Genomic DNA, 15,136 nt, shown 5'->3' with positions numbered 1-15,136 from the left:
CTCTACTTGCTTGACCGGCGCTCGCGTGGCAGCCACGCGAAGCTCTCGACGGTCGTGGTGCTCGGGACGTATTCCAGGCCGACCCACCCGCGGTAGCCCGCCCGCTCCAGCCGCGCCAGGGCGGCGTCGATGGCGAGGTCGCCGGAGCCCGGTTCGTGCCTGCCGGGGGCGTCGGCGATCTGGACGTGCGCGGTGCGGTCGGCGTACTCGTCGATGACCTTGTCCAGGTCATCTCCATTGACAGACAGGTGGAACAGGTCGGCCAGGAACCGCACGTTCGGTGCGCCGACCCGGTCGATCACCGCGAAGGCGTCGGCCGCGGTGCGCAGCGGGTAGGGCTGCGGGCCGCTGACCGCCTCGATGAGAACCGTGCCGCCGATGCGGGCGGCGGACTCGGCGGCGTGCGCCAGGTTCTCCGCGCCCAAGTCGTCTTGGGCGGCGGGGTCGACCTCGGCGATCCGGTTGCCGTACAGGGCGTTGAACGCCCGGCAGCCGGTGCGGACGCCGATCTCGGTGACCAGGGCGACGTTGTCGCGGAACTCCTGCTCGCGGCCGACCCAGGACACCAGGCCCCGGTCGCCGCCGGGCATGTCGCCCGCGAAGAAGTTCAGCCCGACCAACTGCACGTCGGCGTCTTCCAGGGCGGCGACGAACGCGTCGACCTCGCGGTCGGCGGGGACGGCCTCGGCGAACGGCCACCAGAACTCGACGGCGTCGAAGCCGGCGTCCTTGGCCGCCCGCGGTCGCTCCAACAGGGGCAGGTCGGTGAACAGGATCGAGCAGTTCACCTCGAAGCGGAGCGAGTGACCCACTGCGACCTCCGGGATTTCGTATTGTGGAATAAATGTTTTGCTGTGTGAAAACGACAGTACGAGTCAGGGCGTCGAGAATCAAGGCCCCTGCATGCTTGGGATCAGCCGACTCGGCGGCAGGCGAAGCTGTCGAGGGTCGCGCGGTCGAGCCCGGTGAGCTCGGCGACCTCGGTGTCGTCGGTGGCGCCGCAGTTCAGGCCGCGCACGACGAACGCGGCGAGCGCCTGGGCGGTGGCGGGCTCGTCGAGCACCCCGCCACCGGTCTGTTCCACGTAGTCCCGCAGCCGCTCGGCGGCGGCGGGAAGGCCCTCGCGGAAGAAGCCGTAGGTGGCGGCGTACCGGGTCACCAATTGCGCGGGATGTAGGTCCCAGCCTTGGTAGAAGCCGCGCTCCAACGACCGGCGCACCAGCCGGGCGTGCAGCCGCCACGCGTCCGGGGTGCTCTCGCCGACCGGCAGGACGTTGGTGGACCCGTCGGAGAGTCGGACCCCGGTGCCCGCGGCGGCGAGCTGCATGACCGCTTTGGCGTGGTCGGCCGCGGGGTGTTCCATGCTCTGGTAGGCGGCGGAGATGCCCAGGGCCGCGCTGTAGTCGTAGGTGCCGTAGTGCAAGCCCGTGCAGCGCCCGCCTGCCGCGTCGATCATCCGGGCGACCGCCGCCGTGCCGTCCGGCCCGAGGATCGCCTGCGGTGTCTCCACCTGGATCTCGAAGCGCAACCGCCCTGGTGGCAGCCCATGGGCCACTTCGAGCCGTTCGCACACGACGGTCATGGCCGCGACCTGCTCGACCGCGGTGACCTTCGGCAGGGTCACCACAAAGCCCTCGGGCAGGGGACCGGCGTCCAGCATGGTGCCCAGGAACAGGTCGAGGGTGCGCACACCGCGCCGCCGGGTCGCGGCCTCCAGGCTCTTGAACCGGATCCCGACGAACGGCGGCAGGTGACCCCGCGCCATCACCTCCGCGGCCGCGCGGGTCGCGGCGTCCTCCTCGGAGTCGGGGCGGTTGCCGTAGCCGTCCTCGAAGTCGACGCGCAGGTCCTCGATCGGCTCGCGATCCAGCTTGTCGACAACGCGGGCGCGCACCTCGTCGTCGAGATCGAGGGGGTGCTCGGCCAGCGCCCGCGTCGCCTCCGCGCCCCACTCGGGGCACAGGTCGGCGTGGAACCGGTCGGCGGGCACGTACACGGTGTGCACCGGCTGTCGGGTGTGGCTGTCGCCGGGATACCGCCGGAGCAGGTCCGCGTCGACCGGGGCAAGCAGGGTGTCCAGTTCGCTCAGCAGCTCGTCCATGGTCAGTCGATCAGGTCGTAGGCGGGCAGGGTCAGGAAGTCGACGAAGTCGTCGGACAGCGCGACCCGCTCGAACAGGGCCCGCGCGTCGCCGAACCGACCCGCCTCGAACTGTTCCGCCCCAAGGGCTTCGCGCAGAGTCTCCAGTTCCTCGTCCTCGATCCGCCGCACCAGCTCCGCGGTCACCAGTTCGCCGGAGTCGGCGAGTTTGACGTCGTTGCGCAACCACTGCCAGATCTGCGAACGCGCGATCTCCGCGGTCGCCGCGTCCTCCATCAGGTTGAAGATCGCCACCGCGCCACTGCCGCGCAACCATGCCTCCAGGTAGCGCAGCGCCACGGCCACGTTGCCGCGCAACCCTTCCGCCGTGGGCTCGCCCGGTGTGCTCGCCACGTCCAGGAGCTGTTCGGCGGTCACCGACACGTCGTCACGGGTGCGGTCGAGCTGGTTGGGCCGCTCGCCGAGGACGCCGTCGAACACCTCGCGGCACACCGGAACCAGATCAGGGTGGGCCACCCAGGACCCGTCGAACCCGCCGTGGGCCTCACGTTCCTTGTCCGCGCGGACCTTGGCCAGCGCCACCTGGGTCAGCTCCGGGTCGCGGCGCGACGGGATGAACGCCGACATCCCGCCCATCGCGAACGCGCCGCGCCGGTGACATGTGCGGACCAGCAGGTCGGTGTAGGCGCGCATGAACGGCGACGCCATCCCGACACCGTTGCGGTCGGGCAGCACGAAGTCGGGGCCGACGTCCCGGAAGTACTTGATCACGCTGAACAGGTAGTCCCAACGGCCCGCGTTAAGGCCCGAGGCGTGCTCGCGCAGCTCGTAGAGGATCTCGTCCATCTCGAACGCCGCCGGGATCGTCTCGATCAACACCGTCGCGCGGACGCTGCCGCGCGGGATGCCGAGCGCGTCCTGGGCGTGGTTGAAGACGTCGTTCCACAGCCGGGCCTCGAGGTGGCTCTCCATTTTCGGCAGGTAGAAGTACGGGCCGCCGCCGCGCTCGATCAGCTCGCGCGCGTTGTGGAAGAAGTACAGACCGAAGTCGACCAGCGCCGCCACCGCCGGCCGCCCGTCGACCACGACGTGTCGCTCGGGCAGGTGCCAGCCGCGCGGGCGCATCACGATCGTCGCGAGCCGGGTGTCCTCCCGCAGCCGGTACTCGGTGCCGTCCGGCGCGGTGTACGTCAGCTGCTCGCGCACCGCGTCGGCCAGGGTGACCTGGGCGGAGACCACATTGGCCCAGTGCGGGGTGCTCGCGTCCTCCAGGTCGGCGAGCCAGACCCGGGCGCCGGAGTTCAGCGCGTTGATCGCCATCTTCGCCTCGGCCGGGCCGGTGATCTCCACCCGCCGGTCGGTCAGGTCCGCGGGGGCCGTCGCGACGGTCCAGTCGCTCTCACGGATGTCCCTTGTGGTGTCGAGGAAGTCGAGCCTGCCGGTGCGGGCGACCTCGGACCGGCGCGCGGCGCGCGCGGCCACCAGCGCGTCCCGGGTGCCGCCGAAGCGCCGCTGCAGCTCGGCGACGAACTCAAGCGCCGCCGGGGTCAGGATTTCGTCGCCGCGTTCCACGGGGGCGCCGTTGATCCGGATGTCAGTCACGTCAGTCCTTCGGGGTCGGCGTTTCGTATCTCGAACAATAACTTTCGCCATACGAAATCGCCAGAAGTTTCGCATCATGGAATGATGCTTCCGTGGCATCCTCAGACACCGATAAGCCGTCGGGCGGCGTGCAGTCGCTCGAACGTGCCTTTGACCTGCTCGAACACATGGCGGACGCGGGCCGCGAAGTGCCGCTCAGCGAGCTGGCCAAGCTCTCGGGCCTGCCGATGCCGACGATCTACCGGCTGGTGCGGACCATGGTCAACCGCGGATACGTGCGCCAGGAGCAGTCCCGGCAGTACGCGCTCGGGCCCCGGCTGATCCGGCTCGGCGAGACCGCGGGCAAGCTGGTCGGCGTCTGGGCCCGGCCCCACCTGTCCCGGCTGGTCGACGAGATCGGCGAGACCGCGAACATGGCCATGCTCGACGGCGACGAGATCGTCTACGTCGCGCAGATCCCGTCGAAGCACTCGATGCGGATGTTCACCGAGGTCGGCAGGCGCGTGCTGCCGCACTCCACCGCCGTGGGCAAAGTCCTGCTCGCCCAGCTGCCCGAGCGTCAGGTCACCGACCTGCTGCGCCGCACGGGGATGCCCGCACACACCGAGCACACGATCACCACGCCCGCCGCGTTCATCGAACAACTCGCCGCGGTGCGCGAGCAGGGCTACGCCGTCGACGACGGCGAACAGGAACTCGGGGTGCGCTGCATCGCCGTCGCCGTTCCCAACGCGCCGACGATGACCGCGATCTCCATCTCCGGCCCGGCCGCCCGGGTCAGCGAGGCCCGCTACGGCGAAGTGGTCCCCGCGCTGCAGGGAATCGCCGCGGAGCTGTCCGCCGCGCTGGGGTAGCCGCGGCTGCCTATGATCAGCCCGCGCGCGGCCGGAACGAAACGGCCCGGACGTGCGTCGGAAAGCGAAACAGGTCTTCAACCCGGGGGTAGCGCGTGGTCGCCCAGATGGACATCGACGGGGTGCGCCGGATCGCCGGCCATGCCCGCAAGGCGTTGGCCGCCGTGCCGCCCGCCACGACCGGCGAGGCCGAGGTGAAAGCTGGGTCCGCGCTGATCCGCCACGAAGGCGCCACGCCGACGATGAACACGATGGCCGAGCGGCTGCAGGAAGCCATAGCCGAGCTGTCCGCGCTCACCAACGACGTGATCGACGCGCTCGGCCGGTCCGCGGACCTGCTGGAGAAGACCGAGCAGTCCAACACCCACAGCCTCACCGCGAGGACCGGATCATGACCACCCCCGGCCCCTGGACGTGGGACCTCGTCCTGATCTCCGACCCCGCGGGCGGCGAACAGGCCGCGAACGGGTTCGGCGCGATCGCCGCCAGCGCCGACGGCATCACCAACGTCATCGAGCAACTCGAACGCGTCCCCTGGGAAGGCCCCGCCGCCGAGGCGTATCGCGCCTACCTGAGCGAACTGCGCGGCACCGTCCTCAAGACCATGGCCATCGCCGAGGACAGCCACCACGCCACCACGGGCGCGGCGGGAACCCTTGAGGCACTGCGGAACCCGGCCACCGAGACCGCCGACGAGCTCAACCGGTTCCAAGCCGCCGTCGACAAGATGAACGGGCCCAACAACGACGACCTCGACTTCTTCGAGGTCACCCAGGTCGCCATGATGCGCGGGCAGGCCATGGGCGCGCTCGGCCGGGTGCGCGGACAGCGCGAAGAGGCGTTGAAGCTGCTCACCGACCTCCTCAAAGCCCAGGAGGAAACCCTTCTCGGCGTTCGCCCGCCGCGCGGCCCGGACGCCTCCAAGATCGCCGACCCCACCCAGCGCGCCGCCGTCGAGGCCCTCTCCGGCGAAGTGAACGAGACGCTGAACAAGACCGGCGACAGCGAACGCGCCCGCGAGTTCGCCGACAAGTTCAACAACGCCGACAGCGACCTCGCCCGCCGGTTGCTGCTGCTGCAGGCCGCCGACGACCTCACCGCCGCCGAACTCGACTACCTGCTCGACCACCTCGACACCGACGACCTGCACAACGCGATGGCCGTCGACTGGATGCCCTTCGGCGGCGGCCCCGAGGACACCGCCGCGCAGCGCGAGTTCTACAACAAGCTCGCGGGCAAGGTCGACCTCGACACCCTCAACGGGCTCGCCGACCAGCTCCCCGAGGACTACTGGCACCCGGACCCCTACGGCGACATCCCGCAACTCGGCGACGACCTGCGCCCCGACGGCACCAACCTGAGCTGGCAGCCGCTGCCCGACGCGGGCAAACCGGTCACCGCCGACACCATCGACCCCAACGACGTGCAGCAGCGCGGCCTCGGCGACTGCCACCTGCAGGCCACCCTGTACTCCCTGGCCAGCACGCCGGAGGGCAGGCAGCAGCTCGCCGACAACATCCAGCTCAACCCCAACGGCACCTACACGGTGACCCTGTACCGCAACGACGGCACACCGGTGCCCGTCGTCGTCACCCCCGACACCCCGGTGCAGCGCAACGGCTCCGGCTGGCAGTCGACGTATGACGGCAACCAGGCCAACTGGGTGCAGCTCTACGAGAAGGCCCTCGCGCAGACCAACGCCGAACTGTCGCAGCAGCCGTCCATCGAGAGCGGCCACGGGCAGAACGAGAACCGCGGCTACCCCGGCCTCAACGGCGGGTTCCCCGAGGAGGACATGGCCCGGCTCACCGGCGAGCGCCCCGAGAAGGTCGACAGCCCCAACGTCACCGACGACCAACTGCGCCAGCTGGAACGCGACGGCAAACCGGTCACCGTCACCATCCTCGGGGAACAGCCCTACAAGGACCCCAACGGCACCAACCTGGTCAACAACCACGTGTACTCCCTCGACCGCGTCGACTGGAGCACCAACCCGCCGACCGCGCACCTGCGCAACCCGTGGGGCAGTGAGCACATCGCGATGCCGCTCAACGACCTGCGCGAGCACACGACGTACATGACGGTGGGGAAGTGATGGACGACTACACCAAGCACGTGGGCGCACCCCAGGGCCTGCTGATCCCCCAGGGCGGTGTCGCCACCGACCCCGACGGCGTCAACTACGCCGTCGCTGCCATCGACGGCGATCAGGTCGAACTCCGCTGCTGGCATGGGGAAGAGCCCGCCACGGTCGTCCACGCGGTCAAGGGTGTGCCTTTCCGGGTGGGGGAGCGGGATGTGCTGATCTCCGCGGTGCTGACGGAGGAGGGGAAGCGGCCATGGGTCGTCCTCGGACCCGCCTGACCGGCGCCCTGCTGTGCCTGCTCACGCTCACCGCGTGCGCCACCACCCAGCCCGGCGAGCCCACCCCGGCCCGGACCACGACCCAACCCACGACGACGTCGGCTGAGCCGCAGACTCACGGATACCAGCTGCCCCAAGGCGAACAGATCGTGCTGCACCTCGGGAAGACCGGCACCGTGAAAATGAAGGTCGGCGACACTGTGGTCGTGCAACGCACCCGCGAGGTAGGCCAGCACCCCGACACGGCTGTGCTGACACTGGCCGAGTCCCGCGAGGACGGGAAACTGGTCTTCCAAGCCACCGGAACCGGCAAAACCAGCCTCTACACCGAAGATCCCCGCCCCGCGGCCCCCTGCAAGTCCGACCCGTGCCCGGTGGGACGCCCCGCACCGCCCAGAGTCACCATCGAGGTCGCTTAGCCTCAATAGGAGCACAGGCCGCTCCGATCAGCGGTATCGCAAGGGGCAAAACAGAACGGGCTGCCTAAGCGACCTGCATGCCACCAACCACCCCGAAACGCAACGGGCCCAACACAACGGCCTGTTTGGGTGGTTCGCCTTGATTCGGGGGGAGAAGGACCTAAACTTTCGCGGCGCGGGGCAGTTTCCCTATCCTGCCCGCTTTACCCGCGCAGGTCCTTCTCCGGGGTCCCCGAATCAAGGCGAACCACCCAAACAGGCACCCAGCACCCAAACCCGCCGGCGTCAGAGCCCCAACTCGCCCATCCGCCGAGTAATCCGCTGATCCGTCGAAACCACCGGCGCCCCAGAAGCCACCCAAGGATCCCCACCGAAGTAACCCTGGAAGATCTTCTCCGCCGTCCGAGTAGCCAACGCCTGACTGGTCAGCGTCGGATTCGGCCCCCCAATGCTGTTCGGCAGCGCCGAGTTGTCCGCGACAAACAACCGCTTCACCGCCCGAGACTCCGCGTTCGCGTCCAACACCGAGTCAGTCTCGGAGACGCCCATGCGCATCGTCGAGTGGACATGCATCATCAGCGGCGCCAGATCCATCCGGTACACCTTCTTCGCCCCCGCCCCGCGCAGCAGGTCCACCGCCTTGCGGGCCAGGAACTCCCGGTTGCGCACACTGCGCGCCGACCGGCCGCGTTGGTCCATCCGCACCTTCGGCGCCGGACCGTTCTCATCGGCGGGCATCGCCGACAGGGTGATCCGGTTGTCGGGCATCACATCGTCGTCGGTGAGGGTCACGACGTTGAGGATCCGGTCCACGCCGTGCAGCAGCGTGTCCTTGAGTTCGTTCGCGGCCAGCCTGCCGGTGGGGCCGTCCCAGCTGCCCGTCGACCCGCGCCCGTTGGTGTACTGACCGCGGATACCGCTGTCGCTGAACGTCATGGCGAGTGCCTGGATGGCCGGGCCGATGCCGACGTTCTGCAGTGCGCCGTACCCCGGGAAGTCGCAGCGCGCCGAGGAGTGCGGGCCTTTGGAGTTGCCGACCTCGTCGTCGAACACACCGCACACGAGGTCGAGGTAGTGGTCGGTGAATCCGCGCCCGACCCAGTCGTTGGGGTTGGGCAGCCCGCTGTTGAGCCACAACCGCGGGCTTTCCACGGCGCCCCCGGACAGGACCACCACGCGGGCGTCCTCACGGTGCTGTTCCCCGGTCTCGTTGTCTCGCCAGGTGACGCCGGTGGCCGACAGGCGTCCGTCCACCTGACCGGTGTGGATCTTCGTGACCATCGCGTCGGTGACCAGCGTGACCGCCTTGCCGGGGGCCGACCACGCGTTCGCGGTGAGCGCCATCGGCACGTAGCTGTTGTCGGTGGACCGTCGAGCGGTCAGGTTGCGCGGCACACTGATCGGCTGCATGCAGCCCTGGATGCAGTGACCGCAGAACGTGCACCCGGTCGACAGCGGGAAGACCAGCTTCGACCGGTCGGTGGTCAGACCCGCGTGGCCACCCGGCGGCAGGATCGCGTTCTCCTGCGGCCGGTAGGAGGCGCCCTTCGTGGTCTTGGTCGTCTGCACCGGGATACCCAGGGTCTCGCAGCCCCGGAAGTACACGGTCTCCTTGGTTCCCATCGGCGCGGTGGACACGGGCAGGGTCGCTTCGACCCACTCGTAGTACGGCACCAAGTCGCTGTAACCGAAGGGGAACAGATAATCGACGTCGTAATTCGCCTTGTCGGCGCCGGTGTATCCGCGGAACACACCGGGATACGCCCGCGGACAGTTCCCGAAATAGTGCTGGGTCGTGCCGCCGACCCCGGAGACCTGCCAGAGGAAGGAATTCTGCGGCAGTTCGCGATACCAGGCGGGCTTCGACCGGTCCTCCGGCCCGACGCGGAGATACCCGTTGAGGATGTGCGCCGCGTCGTTCTCCAGCAGGCTCCATTCCTTGCGCGGGTTCGCGTGTCGCGGACCGCCTTCGATCAGCAGCACGTCGAGCCCGTGCGCGGCCAGTTCTTTCGCGACGACCGGCCCGCAGCCGCCCGCGCCGATGACGATGACGTCGCGCATCAGGCCGACACCGCCTTGCGGTTCTGGTAGTAGCCGCGCAGGTCGTCCCAGCCGTCGAGCACGCCAGCGTCGTAATCACTGATCTTCCAGCCGACCGGGACGCCGGTGAGCGAGCGGGTGCTCGGCGAGAACACCGCCCACTCCGAGTAGGTGCTGAAGGTGCTGAAGGTGATCAGCGAGCCGCCGAGGAACCTGCCGAGCCCGGACACCGAGTCCCGCAGGGGCTCCGGCACGTCGCCGTCGGCCGCGCCGACCAGCCCGGAGTCGCCACCCTCGAGCAGGCTGAACGCCTTGGCCTTCTCGGCATAGCTCAACCTCGCGAAAGGCGACTGCAGCACGCCGGTCGCCGACAGCGGATTCACCCGCAGGGCAAGGGAGTTCAACAACAAGGCGATCACCATCGACAGCGGCAGCACCTCGTCGTTGTCCAGCAGCGCGTCCACCGCGCCGCCGAGTGAGTCCACAGCGGACAGATCGAGGCCGAGCAGCCCGCCGGACAAAGTGATCGGCACCCCGCCGAGGCCCGCCGCCAGCGTGCCCGCGATCGGCCGGGCCAACTCGTCGGGGAACGGCACGAAATTGTCGAGCGCGTGGAGCATGAAGTCGGTCGCGCGGGCCTCGATGGCACCCGGCTCGGAGCGTGGTGTGCCCTGCCGCTTCGAGTACTCGTCCGGCCCGGGCACGGCGAACACGGTCAGCGCGTTGTAGGTCTGCCGGGACACGGTGTTCAGCGCCGGGCGAAGGAGGTCGAGAACCAGGCTCGGCAGGGTCGTGGTGCCGGACGGACCCGCGTACGCGGAGACCGGCAACGCGACCGCGGCGCCCGCCAACACACCGAACAGTCCCATCCGATTGAGAAACGTCCGGCGATTCGATTCCGCCTCAGTCATCCATCACTCCGTTGTGCGCACAAGGTCGGCTTGGGGTGGCGCGGAGTGTTCTGTGTTCGAATGACCAGGTCAAGCATCTTCACAAAAACCGGACAGGACAGCGCGTCACGATCATGTGAATTGCGGACAGATGACAAATTCGAGCTATCCGATTCGGTACACCTGGTCCTTGAGCGTCTGGATCGTCTTGTAGTCCAGGTCGAGCTCGACGGGGTCCGGTGCGGTCATGAAGATCCGCAGCGGGCTGGTGAGCAGGTCCTCGGTCGGCCGGATCCGGTTGCCCGGGGCCAGCTTCACCCCGACCAGGTGCACGCTCGGCAGCTCACTGATCGCGGCGACGGCGGCCTGGTCGACCTCGCTGACGATGCCGTCGAGGTCGGTGGTGGTGCTGTGCACGATCGCGGGCTGACGCCGGGTGTAGACGCGGTCGGCGTAGCGCTCGAGGAACTCGTCGGGACGCGCGTACGCCAAGGCGATCAGGTCGGCCTGGTTCGCGCCGAGGCACGCGTCGTGGAAACCCGGGTTCATGTTGCCGTTGAGCCGGGCGCCGATCTCCACCAGCGCCGGGCCGTCGGGGGTGATGATCACCTCGGCGTGCGCGGGCCCGTGGACGATGCCCAGCGCGGCGAGGACCGTGTCGAGGTAGGCGACCAGCTCGGGCACCGGCGACTCGGCCGAGTCGAGCAGGATGTCGCGGTCGTAGGTCCGCTTGCCCGCCGCCGTGGTGGTCTTGTCGTACGCCCAGACGCCGCACACGTAGCGCCTGCCCGCCACCGCGACGGTGTCCACGATGTACTCGGTGCCCGAGAGGAACGACTGCACCAGGACCTCGGTGTTGGGCCGGTCGAAGATGTCGACCGCGGCGAGCACCGCCGCCGCGCCCGCGGCCACCTCGCCCGCGTCGCGGCACACGCTGACACAGTCCGACGACGCCGAGCTCAGCGGCTTGACCACGACCGGGTACTCGCCGCGCTCCTCGGCCCACGCGACGGCCTCCGCGGCGCTCCTGGCGAGAATCTGGTCGGCGCAGTGGATGCCGGCCGTGCGCAGCGTCTCGATCATCGTGTACTTGTCGCGCCGTGCCCGCGACAGCGCCGACCCGTTGGTGGCCAACCCCAGCCGCTCGCTCAGCGCGTCGGCGAGCGGGACCCCCGGCTCCTGGCCGGTGAGGACCGCGACCGGGTTCAGCTCGGCCAACTGGGCGCAGGTGCGGTCGAACGCCTCGGCGTCGGGGCAGACGAACTCGGCGTCGTAGTCGGCCATCTCCGGCGCGACCATGGACGCCATGAGCTCCGCCGAGCTGCGCACGTGCACCACGCGCACGCCGATCCTGGCGAACGCGGCAGGCAGGAAGTTACCCGTCGAGTAACCGTCGACGATCACGGCTGTGGGCTGGTGGGAAACACCGGTCATCTCGTCATCGCCTTTCGGTGACATTCCTCGACGCGGGAAACAGCGGCTCCGCGAGTCGCGAGCTTATCCGCCAATGCGGTTCATGCGGTGGCTTCAATCAGCGCTCGTGACGAAATCATGGGTGCGGGGGGTAGCTGAACCTATAGGCAGCATTGAGGAAGACACCCTTGTCGCGTGACTGTCACTCTTCGTTTCGATGTTCCACCACTTGTCCGCTGTTCGGGCCTCGGCCCGGTCATACCCGAATGCGATGGACCAGATGACCTCTGAACCCAGACCGCTGGTGTTGATACTCGGCGTGGACAAGTACGTCTTGGAGGCATGCGAACGCCATGACGTCGAAGCCGTGGTGGCGTGGGGCGCGGGCGCGCACGACTACGGGCTGCAGTTGGTCCCCGACGGGATGACCGTGCTGCGCGTCGACCAGGTGTCGAGCCCGGAGTCCGTGCTGAGCGCGCTGCACCGCGCCGGACTCGGCGACCGCCGGTTCGACGCCGTGCAGACCAGCGACGAGTGGGCGATGGTGACCGCCGGGGTGCTCGCCGAACACCTTGGGGCGCGGGCGATCGACCCGGTCACCGCGGTGCGTTTCCGCGACAAGACCCTGCAGAAGCAGCGGGTGCGCGAGGTCGGCATCCCCGCTGCGCGAACCACCGTCATCGACGACATCCATGACGTGAGTGGGATCGATGCGCTGCCCTATGAGCGCGCGGTCCTCAAACCCATCGCGGGCGCGGCCACGGCCATGACCACGGTGGTCACCTCGCTTCAGCAGCTGCGCGACCTCAGCGACAAGTACCGCGCGGAGCGCACCGCGCAGCGCACGTTCGCCTTGGAGGAGTTCGTCGACGGCGGCGAGGAATGGGTCGCCGACGGCATCGTCTACGACGGCGAGGTCATGTTCTGCGCGCTGGGGCGCTACGGCCTGCCCTGTCTGTCCACAGTCGACCAGGCGCTGCCGCTCTGGCTGCGCCGGTTCGACCCGGACACCGAATCCTGGGCCTACGAACTCGGCGAACCCGTCGTCCGGCGCGCCCTGAAGGCGCTGGGGCTGCGCGACGGCGTGTTCCACATGGAGTTCTTCTACGACGCCGAGTTGGGCACGCTGACCTTCGGCGAGTGCGCCGCCCGCCGTGGCGGCGCCCTGGTGCACGAGGAAGTCCAGGCCAAGTTCAACGTCCACCTCGGCGAGGCCGCGTTGCTGGGCGCGCTGGGCCGCAAGCCCGACCTCGACATCCAGATCCGATCGGGGACCATCGGCGGCACCTACCTGATGGGCAGGCCGGGCACTCTGTTCAGCTGTCCGTCGCCCGCGGCGATGCGGGAACTGCCCGGGGTCGAGTACGTGCGCGTCGAGTTCGCCTTCGGCGGCCAGATCGCCGCCGGGGTCGGCAGCACCAACGCCCGCATCGCCCAGGTCCTGGTCTCCGCGGAGTCGGAGGAGGCGATGCTGCGCCGGTTCGACGAACTGCGCGTGTGGTTCGACGAGCGGCTGCTCATCGCGCCGTCCGGCGGGCCGATGCGCGAGCTGCGCGCCTGGCAGCGCGAGATCTGGCCCGACGAGGACTACAAGGACCAGCTATGGCGCTGACCGAGGCTCCGGCCAAGCCCGGACCGGTGGCCAGGCTCCTGCCGGAGACCCCGCCGCAGCGGGCGCTCGCGGTGGCGTCGTTCGTCAACGCGCTCGGCAGCGGCATGTTCATGGCGGGCAGCGCCCTCTACTTCACCCGCATCGTCGGGCTGCCGATGGCGCAGGTCGCACTGGGGCTGTTCATCGGGGCCATGGTCGGCTTGGTCGCGGGCGTGCTCGCGGGCCGGATCGCCGACCGCTTCGGCGCCCGCGAGACGCAGATCGTGGTCATGGTCGCGGGCGCGGCCGCCATGACCTGCTACATGTTCGTCACCACCCTGGGGCCCTACATCCTCGTCTCGATCCTGGTCGGACTGGTGTTCGCCGCCGACAAGTCGAGCAAGGCCCCGCTCATCCGCGGCTTCGGCGGGGACAATCCGGCGAAGTTCCGGGCGTATCTGCGCTCGGTGGTCAACCTCGCGCTGGCTCTCGGGTCGCTGGCCGCGGGCATCGCGATCCAGCTCGACACCGAAAGCGCCTACCTGGCGCTGATCGGCGGCCGCGTGCTGGCCTTCGTCGGCGGCGCGATCATGCTCACCCGCCTGCCCCGGCTCGCCCCGGTCGCCGCGCCGGTGGTCGTCGGCCGGTGGGAGGCGCTGCGCGACCGCCCGTATCTCACCGCGACCGTGCTGAACTCCATGATGTCGCTGCACTTCGCCGTGCCGACCTTCCTGATGCCACTGTGGATCGTCGACCACACCGCCGCGCCGAGGTGGATGGTGTCGGTGGCGCTCGCGCTCAACACCGTCATGGTCATCACCCTCCAGGTGGTGGTCAGCCGTAATGTGTCCGACCACGTGACAGCGGGTCGCCGTATGCGGTGGGCCGGGCTGGCCGTAGCCGTGGGCATGGTGATCATGGCGGCCGCGGGCGACCAGCCCGCGGGCATCGCGATCGCCCTGCTGCTCGCGTCGATGGCGGTCTACACGATCGGCGAGCTGTGGCACTCGGCCGCGTCGATGGAGTACTCGTTCGGTTTGGCCGCACCACACGCGCAGGGCCAGTACTCGGGTGTGTTCGGCCTCGGCGGTGGGGTCGCCGAAGCGCTGGCCCCCGCCGTCCTCGGTCTCGCGCTCACCTACGGCACGCCCGCGTGGCTGGCGATCGCGGCCGGATTCCTCCTGGTCGGGGCGGCCTGCAAGCCGCTCGTCGACTGGTCACTGCACAGGTGGCGTCCCGCACACCTGTGATCTCCGCACAGCACAACCGAACCCGAGGGGTGGATCTTGTCCCAGTCCGTTATCGAATCCGTGAACATCGAGATGGTCGAACTGGTGCCCGGTCTCCAGTTCGAGCACGAGGAAATCCTCAAGGCCTACCAGCAGGTCGTCGAGCGGGTGCCGGTCACCGACCCGGCGAACCCCGACCACCGGCTGCGCAAGCTCGGCCTGACCCACCGCGCGAACGCCGAGGACCCGTGGCACGACGCGGGAAACGGCCAGTTCAACCAGGTGACCGGTGCGAAGAACTTCGAGGAGGCCGACTTCGCCTTCTTCAACGAAGAGCTGAAGGACACCTACTTCTACGAGATCTACCAGAGCCTGCCGTTCCAGATCGGCCGCATGCGCCTGGTCGCGCTGCACCCGTCGGAGATCTACCACATGCACACCGACGCCTCCCGCGTCGCGCACATGGCCATCACGACCAATGAGGACTGCAGGCTGCTGCTGCGGACCGGGCACACCTACCACGTGCCGACCGACGGCCGCATCCACATCCTCAACACCAAGCTGCACCACTCGGCGTACAACGCCGGTGGCGACACGCGCATCCACTTGACCATGACGAAGGTCGAATGACGCG

14 protein-coding genes are annotated in these 15,136 nt (G+C 69.1%); 8 read left to right on the top strand and 6 right to left on the bottom strand.

From position 1 onward, the window contains the following. Nucleotides 1-2: 2 nt before the first annotated feature. The 3 genes from C8E96_RS26320 to aceB form a co-directional block, all read right to left on the bottom strand. Nucleotides 3-812: a hydroxypyruvate isomerase family protein gene (locus tag C8E96_RS26320; RefSeq protein WP_091369619.1), complete on the bottom strand. Its 810-nt coding sequence runs from the start codon at nt 810-812 to the stop codon at nt 3-5. A gap of 101 nt (nt 813-913) precedes the next feature. Continuing rightward, the gene (locus C8E96_RS26315) at nt 914-2,101 is read right to left on the bottom strand and encodes a DUF6986 family protein (RefSeq protein WP_091369617.1); all 1,188 of its coding nucleotides are present in this window, start codon (nt 2,099-2,101) and stop codon (nt 914-916) included. A gap of 2 nt (nt 2,102-2,103) precedes the next feature. Then, nucleotides 2,104-3,693, bottom strand: a complete 1,590-nt coding sequence (gene aceB / locus C8E96_RS26310; RefSeq protein ID WP_091370173.1) for a malate synthase A — start codon at nt 3,691-3,693, stop codon at nt 2,104-2,106. Between the two features lie 101 nt (nt 3,694-3,794). Here aceB and C8E96_RS26305 point away from each other — a divergent pair, with 101 nt between their 5' ends. The 5 genes from C8E96_RS26305 (at nt 3,795) to C8E96_RS26285 (ending at nt 7,339) form a co-directional block, all read left to right on the top strand. After that, entirely contained in the window at nt 3,795-4,556 is a 762-nt protein-coding gene (locus C8E96_RS26305) for an IclR family transcriptional regulator (protein ID WP_267463818.1), read from the top strand. 95 nt (nt 4,557-4,651) lie between these two features. Then, the gene (locus C8E96_RS26300; protein ID WP_091369615.1) at nt 4,652-4,951 is read left to right on the top strand and encodes a hypothetical protein; all 300 of its coding nucleotides are present in this window, start codon (nt 4,652-4,654) and stop codon (nt 4,949-4,951) included. Further along, nucleotides 4,948-6,651: a C2 family cysteine protease gene (locus tag C8E96_RS26295; protein WP_091369612.1), complete on the top strand. Its 1,704-nt coding sequence runs from the start codon at nt 4,948-4,950 to the stop codon at nt 6,649-6,651. The genes C8E96_RS26300 and C8E96_RS26295 overlap by 4 nt, the downstream gene beginning before the upstream one ends. Continuing rightward, nucleotides 6,651-6,920 (top strand): hypothetical protein, encoded by a 270-nt coding sequence (locus C8E96_RS26290; protein ID WP_091369609.1) that lies wholly within the window; start codon nt 6,651-6,653, stop codon nt 6,918-6,920. Before C8E96_RS26295 ends, C8E96_RS26290 begins: the two co-directional genes overlap by 1 nt. Beyond that, nucleotides 6,896-7,339 carry a hypothetical protein gene (locus C8E96_RS26285; RefSeq protein WP_091369607.1) on the top strand — a complete coding sequence of 148 codons (444 nt, stop codon included), beginning with the start codon at nt 6,896-6,898 and terminating at the stop codon, nt 7,337-7,339. Before C8E96_RS26290 ends, C8E96_RS26285 begins: the two co-directional genes overlap by 25 nt. Nucleotides 7,340-7,624: 285 nt before the next feature. On the opposite strand, the gene C8E96_RS26280 is transcribed toward C8E96_RS26285, so the two are convergent. The 3 genes from C8E96_RS26280 to C8E96_RS26270 form a co-directional block, all read right to left on the bottom strand. After that, complete coding sequence (locus C8E96_RS26280; protein WP_091369606.1) at nt 7,625-9,400, bottom strand: GMC family oxidoreductase N-terminal domain-containing protein; 1,776 nt, start codon at nt 9,398-9,400, stop codon at nt 7,625-7,627. Continuing rightward, nucleotides 9,400-10,290: a hypothetical protein gene (locus C8E96_RS26275; protein WP_091369604.1), complete on the bottom strand. Its 891-nt coding sequence runs from the start codon at nt 10,288-10,290 to the stop codon at nt 9,400-9,402. The genes C8E96_RS26280 and C8E96_RS26275 overlap by 1 nt, the downstream gene beginning before the upstream one ends. A 144-nt stretch (nt 10,291-10,434) precedes the next feature. Beyond that, a complete protein-coding gene (locus C8E96_RS26270) occupies nt 10,435-11,703 on the bottom strand; it encodes an ATP-grasp domain-containing protein (protein ID WP_091370170.1) in 1,269 nt (422 codons plus the stop codon). Nucleotides 11,704-11,962: 259 nt separating this feature from the next. On the opposite strand from C8E96_RS26270, the gene C8E96_RS26265 reads away from it, so the two are divergent. Genes C8E96_RS26265 through C8E96_RS26255 form a run of 3 tightly spaced genes read left to right on the top strand, consistent with a single transcriptional unit; the run spans nt 11,963 to nt 15,132 of the window. Then, nucleotides 11,963-13,294, top strand: coding sequence for an ATP-grasp domain-containing protein (locus C8E96_RS26265; protein WP_133794797.1), 1,332 nt, complete (start codon nt 11,963-11,965; stop codon nt 13,292-13,294). Further along, nucleotides 13,285-14,523 (top strand): MFS transporter, encoded by a 1,239-nt coding sequence (locus C8E96_RS26260; RefSeq protein ID WP_091369599.1) that lies wholly within the window; start codon nt 13,285-13,287, stop codon nt 14,521-14,523. The genes C8E96_RS26265 and C8E96_RS26260 overlap by 10 nt, the downstream gene beginning before the upstream one ends. A gap of 36 nt (nt 14,524-14,559) precedes the next feature. Further along, complete coding sequence (locus C8E96_RS26255) at nt 14,560-15,132, top strand: aspartyl/asparaginyl beta-hydroxylase domain-containing protein (protein WP_133794795.1); 573 nt, start codon at nt 14,560-14,562, stop codon at nt 15,130-15,132. Nucleotides 15,133-15,136 lie beyond the last annotated feature (4 nt).

The sequence above is a fragment of the Actinokineospora alba genome (genome assembly GCF_004362515.1).
GTDB lineage: Bacteria > Actinomycetota > Actinomycetes > Mycobacteriales > Pseudonocardiaceae > Actinokineospora > Actinokineospora alba.
This window is presented reverse-complemented; position numbering and strand designations above follow the sequence as displayed.

Coding starts and splice junctions, on each gene's coding strand:
- C8E96_RS26295 (WP_091369612.1), top strand. CDS start 4,948: ATGACCACCCCCGGCCCCTGGACGTGGGACCTCGTCCTGATCTCCGAC.
- C8E96_RS26315 (WP_091369617.1), bottom strand. CDS start 2,101: ATGGACGAGCTGCTGAGCGAACTGGACACCCTGCTTGCCCCGGTCGAC.
- C8E96_RS26285 (WP_091369607.1), top strand. CDS start 6,896: ATGGGTCGTCCTCGGACCCGCCTGACCGGCGCCCTGCTGTGCCTGCTC.
- C8E96_RS26275 (WP_091369604.1), bottom strand. CDS start 10,290: ATGACTGAGGCGGAATCGAATCGCCGGACGTTTCTCAATCGGATGGGA.
- C8E96_RS26290 (WP_091369609.1), top strand. CDS start 6,651: ATGGACGACTACACCAAGCACGTGGGCGCACCCCAGGGCCTGCTGATC.
- C8E96_RS26270 (WP_091370170.1), bottom strand. CDS start 11,703: ATGACCGGTGTTTCCCACCAGCCCACAGCCGTGATCGTCGACGGTTAC.
- C8E96_RS26260 (WP_091369599.1), top strand. CDS start 13,285: ATGGCGCTGACCGAGGCTCCGGCCAAGCCCGGACCGGTGGCCAGGCTC.
- C8E96_RS26265 (WP_133794797.1), top strand. CDS start 11,963: ATGACCTCTGAACCCAGACCGCTGGTGTTGATACTCGGCGTGGACAAG.
- C8E96_RS26280 (WP_091369606.1), bottom strand. CDS start 9,400: ATGCGCGACGTCATCGTCATCGGCGCGGGCGGCTGCGGGCCGGTCGTC.